Here is a 7398-nt window from a genome sequence, read left to right on the forward strand (position 1 = left end):
TATCTAATGTCATTTAGTTTTACGCAAAACATCCTAACTCTCATAATATTGGAAATAAGTTGGTTAATGATAAATTAAACAAGGGAATTTTTTGTTAGGCACCCATAAAAATTCATTACGATCATTGAAATTCAAAATCTAGAACCGTGGTTGAATATCATATGCAGTTGCAATAACTAATTCAAAAGTGTATCATCACTTGATAAACCGTCAATGCTAATACAAATACTTATTTGTTTAATTTCAACATTCATATGTACTACTATTGAGGAGGATTTAAATGATAAAACCACATCAAGTGGATCAAAATAAAGTTAATAGATTATGGATTATCGCATTTCAAATCTACTCAAATATTTTGTTAATCTATACATTTTATTTGTTTTTTACTGGTGGAAATGGAGGCATTCCATTTATTTTACTTATGCTTAGTTATTCCATATTTTTCGGAAGTCTTCGAATGTTTAAATTAAATAAAAATAAATTTATCACATAAAACTTCTTATAATAAAAAAAGGGAATATCCTCTCAAACAGGATTTCCCTTTTTTGTAAATTTCATTTATGGTTTAAATTGCTGTGTCACGATTCCCTTCCCATTTGCCACTTGAATTTCTGCATGTGCTCCATTTATAAATGTGATTTGGGGTGGTACATGACCACAGTCTATGTCATAAACAATCGGGATTTGTAGTTCATTTGCCATATCTTCATATACATCTTCAATCGTGTATCCTTCTACTGGAGTGTTCGCACTACTTCGGCCAAAAAGGATAGCGGCACAGCCGTCGAACCAGCCTGCCAGCTTCATTTGCATCAATGATCTTCGTACGTCTGCTGTACTCAATTCACAGTTTTCTAGATACCAAATGATTGGTTCATTCGATACATAAGTTGCTCTAAATGCTCCCACATCTCCATATGGCGTCCCGATCAAATGGCGGATGACATCAACACAACCACCAAGAAGGCGCCCCTCTACTGCAACTGGTTGATTTCCGACAGTTTTCCAATACGTTTCTTCACTTAAATGATATACACAAGGAGATGGGTTTTCATGATTCCACTTTTTTTGATAAAGCGGGGAAGATTTTTGTGTGATGGTTTCTCCCACTTTAGTGGATAACACTGACTCCCACATCGCTGTCGTTTCATCGGAATATTCGCCTCTTAAATCTACTAAATTCGTTCCATGAGCTGTTGCCATACCCGTCTTTAGGGTGATTGCTAATAATAATACACTAATGTCCGAATAGCCTAAAATCCACTTTTCTTCTATCTTTCTAAAGTCAATGTGTTCAAGAATTTCAATTAAAAGCTCTCCACCCCATGGCGGGATGATGATGTCAATATCATCTGTTTGCATCATTGAATTTAATTCATTTGCTCGTAAGGTAGCAGAAGCGGATTTTGCCTTATTTTGATTCCAAACTGTCGCCCCAGAAATCATCTCATATCCTTTTTTCTTCAAACGCTCAAAAGCTTGATATACAATTTCACGAAGATTTTCAGGGACACCTGATGATGGAGCTGTCACACCTATTGTTGCTCCTTTTGTTAAAATAGGATAGCGGATCATAAGAATTGAGCACCTCTTTTTATCTTTTAATTATTTTATATCTTAGCATAAACGAGAGTTTAATCAGCTTATATTTCTTGTTAAAAAACAAGAAATTTTTATCAGCAATAACCTGCTTATCGTCCCAAAAGAGAAATGATCAGAGCCTTATAAAAATGCCATTCATGCTAGATAAGTATAATCTTTGTTAAACTAAAGAATAGAAAACTGAAAGAAAAGGAGTTTATTAACTATGTTTATTCTCATTCTACTGCTCGCCATGCTGCTATATGGTGGGATTGTATACTACATAGGCTGGGTGGGATATCGCTGGATTCGACCAGAAACATCAAGCCGGCGTTTTAAAACTCTATACATTCTCATCCTTGTATTTACAGCTAGTTCATTTATTGTCGGTCGTATGTCTGGGCTCACCTTTTTGAATGTTATTGGAGCTTACTGGATGGCATGCTTTTATATGCTCATACTTTTAGTCCCGCTTGCTCATATTACGGTCATTCTTTTACGCCTTACTTCATTACCAAAACATAAGACACAGAAATGGGCAGGGTTTGTCACCTTAAGTTTACTCGTATCCTTTATGATATATGGTGTGTATAACGCATACAGCCCTGTCGTTCGAAAATTTGATATTACGATTGAAAAAGGAACTTCATCACTCAATACCTTAAATATTGTCATGATAGCGGATACACATTTTGGCTTGCTTTCAGGGAAGAATCACGCGGAGCGACTCGTAAAAGAAGTTAACTCCATTAGCCCAGATCTCATTCTCATCCCTGGAGATCTCTTTGATGATGATGTTCAGCCCTTCCTCGACCAAAAGATCGATCAAATATTATCTAAGCTCCGAGCACCATATGGAGTCTACGCTTCCCTTGGCAATCATGACAAGCACGATGGAACAATGCAAGAGTTAATCGATTCTTTGGAGCGTAGTGAAATCCAAGTTCTTTATGATGAAACCTTGAACGTTCAAGATCAATTTACACTTATCGGTCGTAAAGACAAAATAGATCCGGAAAGACTTTCTTTAAATGCACTCATGCATGATGTTGATCTTTCTAAACCGACCATTTTATTGGATCATCAGCCTTATGATCTTGACATCGCTAAGCAGGAAGGCGTTGATTTAATGGTGTCTGGTCATACACATGGAGGTCAAGTCTTCCCTGGTAATCTAATCACCAATGCGATGTATGAAAATGATTGGGGACATTTGCAAAAAGAACAAATGCACTCCGTTGTAACATCTGGTTTTGGGTTTTGGGGCCCGCCTATTCGAATAGGCACACGGTCTGAAATTGTTACGATTCAAGTCGAATTTGAGTAACTACTATAGTCCGTCACTTTTTTTATAGTTGATAACAATTGTTTACCCATTATGATTTCAAGAGATGGGGCTTATTCCTCTCCCATCTCTTTATACTCTCTTCAGAAATATTTACCTTTTTGATGATACTCGCGTCATATCAACTCAAGTCTGTATCTTCACTTCTCTATCTGCCATTCATTCTTAAAAGTTCTGCTGTGGGTTTAATTAACTCAACCGATATTCATTCAGACACATTTTCGACACAATTCTTTATCAGTAGAAAATTGACAAATGACACCGTGTCATATATGATAAACAAAAAAACAGATGACATCATGTCACATCAGTAAACCTCGGAGGTAATACATTGCCAAAACAAACCTTTTTTAACCTTTCTGAGCATAAAATTCGAACGTTAATTGAAGCTGCAGAAAAGGAATTTGCGAGAGTACCTCTATTTGAAGCTTCCATAGCAAATATTATAAAAATGGCAGGAATTCCAAGGGGAAGCTTCTATCAATACTTTGAAGACAAAGAAGATCTTTATTTCTATTTATTAGATGAAAAACTAAAAGAAAGTAAAAATCATTTTCTTTCCTTATTAACGAAACATAATGGCGATCCCATTCGTACTATGGAGGAATTGTACTATCATTTTTTACTCATTTTACCGGATGAGGAGGAACGAAATTTTCTAAAAAATGCCCTTTTGTATACAACAAACAAAGTAGAAAACTCATTTACTAATATGTTTGATGCTACTCATGGCAATAAGCATATTAAGGAATTTCTAGAATTAATCGATAAAGATCAATTAAATATTAAAGACGAGAATGAGCTACTACATATCTTCAAAATTATCATGGCAGTTGCCTTTCATAATTTCATCGAGAAAATAGTCAAGGGTTTAACCGATGATGAAGCGATGGAAAACTTCAAAGTTTGTATGAATTTAATCAAACACGGGATTTACAAATAAAAAGATATGAGGAGAATGCGAAGTGACGATTACCATTTATGGATTAGATTGCAAATCTACAAGGAAGGCAAGGCAATGGATGAATAAAAATGAAATCGCCTATTGTGATCGGAACATCATAAAAGACCCTCTAACGATAAGCGAACTTCAAGAAATCCTCCATATGACGATAGATGGAACAGAAGATATTATTGCCACTAGATCCAAAGTCTATAGTGAGATGAATTTAAATTTAGAGGAACTGTCCTTACTAGAGCTACTTGAAATTATCCAGAAGCATCCACGATTATTAAAAAGTCCCATTATCAAGGATGAGAAAAAACTACTGGTTGGTTATAATGAGGAATATATTCGCCAGTTTCTACCTCGAAAAACACGTAAAGTCGAATGGTTACAATTGCAGATGAAAAATAACTTCTTATTCGAAAATTAACGATGAAACTCACTTTCTCTCGTTAAACATATTCGAAGATGCATCCATGCTAATAAAAGCAATCATTTCAGTGTCCTCTTGCTGTGATGATTGCTTTTTCACATTTCCTTCATAATCGTGCATCACCTCTATTTCCATATTTTTTTAGAATATTTACTAATTGGACATTCATTTCATCTGCAGTTTCTTGAAAGTCATGACGAGACCATTCAATTACTAAACCCAAAATGGCATTCGCTGAAAAAGATAATAAATAGTCATTGGGTATTCCGTGGTGAACCATATTTTTATCCTCAACAAAAATAGAGCGTATCTCATCAAATAACATATAGTAATACTCTGTTGAAACTTCTTTAGAAAAAATAATTCTATAAAAATCCTCGTATTTTTTTATATGGTGAAATATCCGAACCGTTTTAGGATCTATATTTTCCACATCAAAGAAGTCAGTATGACGATATGGTTCATGATACGATTCTTTTAAATCTAGCATGATCTCTCCAAAAAACTCCTTAAACACATCATCTACTTCTCGATAATGAAAATAGAACGTACCTCGATTTATATTTGCTTCTCTGCATAGCTCCGTTACTTTTATCTGACTTAACGGTTTTTTCTTAAGTAGATTAGTTAATACTAAATGAATATTATGTTTTGTTTTTAAAACGCGTAAATCATTTTTATTCAAAAAACAACCTCTCCTTTATTAGACATTTTTTCACTTTATGTACAATATTGTGCAGTTCATTATTTTTTGTTTATTGAAATCGATTACAGCTTAATATTATGATTTTATTTAACAAATGTACAATCATTTTTAAGGGGAGTTGTTGTGCATTTAATACATTCAAGGGGGATTTTTGTGATGCGATTGAAAGATAAAGTCGCCATTGTAACAGGTGCAGCTTCAGGTATGGGAAAGGCCATTGCCGAACTTTATGCTAATGAAGGAGCCAAAGTCGTTGTTTCCGACTATAACTATGAAGGTGCTCAAACAGTAGCAGAAGCAATTACGAACAACGGCGGAGTTGCTATTGCTAACCGTACAAATGTAGCTGAATTAGCAGACTTGGAAAACTTATTTGCTGAAACGAAAGAAGCATTTGGTAAGCTCGACATTTTAGTGAATAACGCAGGTATTATGGATGGAATGGAACCTGTCGGAGAAATTACGGATGAAAAATGGGATCGCGTTTTTGCTGTTAACACGACTGGTGTTATGCGAGCAATGCGTATCGCAACGAATCTCTTTTTAGAACAAGGTCATGGTGTTATTGTCAATAACATTTCTGCTGGCGGACTTCGTGGCGCCCGTGCAGGTGCAGCCTACACTGCATCTAAGCACGCCGTAACAGGACTAACGAAAAACACTGCTTATATGTATGCCCAATCAGGCATCCGTTGTAACGGGATCGCCCCTGGTGGTGTTGAAACCAACATCGGTTCAACAATGACCAATATTTCAGAGTTCGGAATGGGTCGTCAAATGACCGGAAGTGGAACAATGCCACGTGTCGGACAACCAATGGAGATTGCTCAACTAGCTCTTTTCTTAGGTTCCGATGAATCAAGCTTTGTCAATGGACAAGTCATTGCCGCTGATGCTGGCTGGACAGCTTACTAATAAATCATGAACAAACCCCTGAAGAATATTTCAGGGGTTTATTCGGATTAACTGGATTATCCGTATGAAAAAGACTCTTGCCATCCTTTTTTAGGATTTGACGTATAACATGAGTGTGTTAATTCTAATTCCCTTACTACCTCTTACATGACCTCGATTGTTTACATCTATAATATGAAGACTATAGGAGCGATTTCCTACTTGGATCATTTTCATATCTGATTTTAAGTGAAAGAGAGATTAGGTATATTGAGCTTATTATAAATTGATAACATAAATGATTAATTGTATTATGTTTAGAGATAAATAATCTGAAAAAAGCTTAATATTGGAGCGATGAAAATGAAGTTAGGGATAATTGGGTTAGGGGACATTGCAAAGAAAGCATACCTACCAGTACTTTCAGAAAAAGAAGGTATTGAACTCGTGCTTTGTACTAGAAATGTGGAAACATTAAAGAGCTTATCAAAGAAATATCGAATTCAAGAAACAGCACAATCTGTTCAGCAACTAATCGCAATTGGGGTCGACGCAGCCATTGTGAGCACTGCCACCGAAGCCCATTTTGAAATAGCGGAAACATTACTTAAGAACGGGATCCATCCATACATAGACAAACCCATATCGATGAGCTTTCATGAAACTGAAAAAATTGTTCATCTTGCTAAAGAGAAGAATCTGATCGCAATGGTAGGTTTTAATCGAAGGTTTATCCCGAAAGTCAAAGAACTGAAAGAAAAAGGAAAAGCTAACTTGATTATCATGCAAAAAAATAGATACTCAGCTCCTGATTTTGTTCGAAGATTTGTGGTTGAGGACTTTATTCACGTTGTTGATACACTGAGATTTTTGATGGACACCCCCGTCGAAGAAGTCAAGATTGAGTATCTTAAAAATGGGGAATTGCTTGATCATTTAGTCCTTACACTTATTGGTGAAGGATGTACCGCTATTGGGATCATGAATAGAAATAGTGGAGTCACAGAAGAAATCATCGAATACATGACAGGAAATGATAAATACGTCGTAAACAGTCTTGTCGAAACGACTCACTATCATGACAAAGAAATAACCATTTCAAAATTCGGAGACTGGGAACCAACCCTTTATAAACGGGGCTTTTATCAATTACTAGATCATTATATCGATTGCATTCAACATAAGCACACTCCTGAACCATCCATTGCTGATTCACTGATTACCCATGAGATTTGTGAGAGAATTGTCGAGTATATTGAATCAGATGCTTAAATGAACGATAAGCCAGCTCATTCAAAATCAAAAATATATTAAAGGAAACTCTTCTGATTGATAAAAAGAGAGACAGTTGGTGATGGATCTTAAAATTATACAATCTATCTATTTGCTTTATTTTCCTTTAATTATTCTATTTACCAGATGTTGTACAACAAAAAGAAAGTTGCTTTACGAGAATAAGGCAACTTTCTTTTATCTTTTTTCAATGATTG

8 protein-coding genes are annotated in these 7398 nt (G+C 35.5%); 6 read left to right on the forward strand and 2 right to left on the reverse strand.

Annotated features, from left to right (window positions below; all coding sequences use genetic code 11):
* The first annotated feature begins 280 nt into the window (after positions 1 to 280).
* The gene (locus BMSHG_RS04060) at positions 281 to 496 is read left to right on the forward strand and encodes a hypothetical protein (RefSeq protein ID WP_019153162.1); all 216 of its coding nucleotides are present in this window, start codon (positions 281 to 283) and stop codon (positions 494 to 496) included.
* A gap of 65 nt (positions 497 to 561) precedes the next feature.
* Here BMSHG_RS04060 and BMSHG_RS04065 read toward each other — a convergent pair whose 3' ends face one another.
* Complete coding sequence (locus tag BMSHG_RS04065) at positions 562 to 1578, reverse strand: S66 family peptidase (RefSeq protein ID WP_019153163.1); 1017 nt, start codon at positions 1576 to 1578, stop codon at positions 562 to 564.
* A 232-nt stretch (positions 1579 to 1810) separates the two neighbouring features.
* On the opposite strand from BMSHG_RS04065, the gene BMSHG_RS04070 reads away from it, so the two are divergent.
* The 3 genes from BMSHG_RS04070 (at position 1811) to spx (ending at position 4305) form a co-directional block, all read left to right on the forward strand.
* On the forward strand, positions 1811 to 2911 hold the full coding sequence (locus tag BMSHG_RS04070; RefSeq protein ID WP_019153164.1) for a metallophosphoesterase: 1101 nt from the start codon (positions 1811 to 1813) through the stop codon (positions 2909 to 2911).
* Positions 2912 to 3260: 349 nt separating this feature from the next.
* On the forward strand, positions 3261 to 3872 hold the full coding sequence (locus tag BMSHG_RS04075) for a TetR/AcrR family transcriptional regulator (RefSeq protein ID WP_019153165.1): 612 nt from the start codon (positions 3261 to 3263) through the stop codon (positions 3870 to 3872).
* A gap of 22 nt (positions 3873 to 3894) precedes the next feature.
* Positions 3895 to 4305, forward strand: coding sequence for a transcriptional regulator Spx (gene spx / locus BMSHG_RS04080; protein ID WP_019153166.1), 411 nt, complete (start codon positions 3895 to 3897; stop codon positions 4303 to 4305).
* A gap of 109 nt (positions 4306 to 4414) precedes the next feature.
* Here spx and BMSHG_RS04090 read toward each other — a convergent pair whose 3' ends face one another.
* Positions 4415 to 4993 carry a TetR/AcrR family transcriptional regulator gene (locus BMSHG_RS04090; protein ID WP_019153168.1) on the reverse strand — a complete coding sequence of 193 codons (579 nt, stop codon included), beginning with the start codon at positions 4991 to 4993 and terminating at the stop codon, positions 4415 to 4417.
* A gap of 177 nt (positions 4994 to 5170) precedes the next feature.
* On the opposite strand from BMSHG_RS04090, the gene BMSHG_RS04095 reads away from it, so the two are divergent.
* On the forward strand, positions 5171 to 5929 hold the full coding sequence (locus tag BMSHG_RS04095) for an SDR family oxidoreductase (RefSeq protein ID WP_019153169.1): 759 nt from the start codon (positions 5171 to 5173) through the stop codon (positions 5927 to 5929).
* Between the two features lie 342 nt (positions 5930 to 6271).
* Positions 6272 to 7180 carry a Gfo/Idh/MocA family protein gene (locus BMSHG_RS04100; protein WP_019153170.1) on the forward strand — a complete coding sequence of 303 codons (909 nt, stop codon included), beginning with the start codon at positions 6272 to 6274 and terminating at the stop codon, positions 7178 to 7180.
* Positions 7181 to 7398 lie beyond the last annotated feature (218 nt).

The sequence above is a fragment of the Robertmurraya massiliosenegalensis JC6 genome, assembly GCF_000311725.1.
Taxonomy (GTDB): Bacteria; Bacillota; Bacilli; order Bacillales; family Cytobacillaceae; genus Robertmurraya; species Robertmurraya massiliosenegalensis.